Source organism: Christiangramia aestuarii (assembly GCF_009735585.1).
In the GTDB taxonomy this organism is placed as follows: Bacteria; Bacteroidota; Bacteroidia; order Flavobacteriales; family Flavobacteriaceae; genus Christiangramia; species Christiangramia aestuarii.
In genome coordinates this window covers 1-423 of record NZ_VJVW01000109.1, presented here as the reverse complement: position 1 = coordinate 423, position 423 = coordinate 1, and the positions used below count along the sequence as shown (strand labels likewise).

Below are 423 nucleotides of genomic sequence, written 5' to 3'. Positions count from 1 at the left end.
TTCGCCTGGCCATCACCCCGGAACAGGCCGAAACCTACGAAGACGCCCTGCTCGAAGTCGGCGCCGTCTCCGTGACCTTCATGGACGCCGAAGACCAGCCGATCTTCGAGCCGGACCTCGGCACCACCCCGCTGTGGTCGCGCACCCACCTGCTGGCGCTGTTCGAAGCGGACACCGATGAGACCGCCCTGCTCGCCCACCTCGCCTTGCTTACCGGCGGCGACCTGCCCGAGCACCATGTCGAGGAAATCGCCGACCAGGATTGGGAACGCAGCTGGATGGACAACTTCCAGCCGATGCGTTTCGGCCGCCGCCTGTGGATCGTGCCGAGCTGGCACGCCGCCCCCGAGCCGGACGCGGTCAACCTGCTGCTCGATCCGGGCCTGGCCTTCGGCACCGGCACCCACCCGACCACCGCGCTGT

General features: G+C 68.6%; 1 protein-coding gene. It reads left to right on the top strand.

The features are described from left to right. Positions 1-423 (top strand): 50S ribosomal protein L11 methyltransferase (locus FLP08_RS17130; protein WP_202912807.1); only part of this gene is annotated, 423 nt, incomplete at both ends.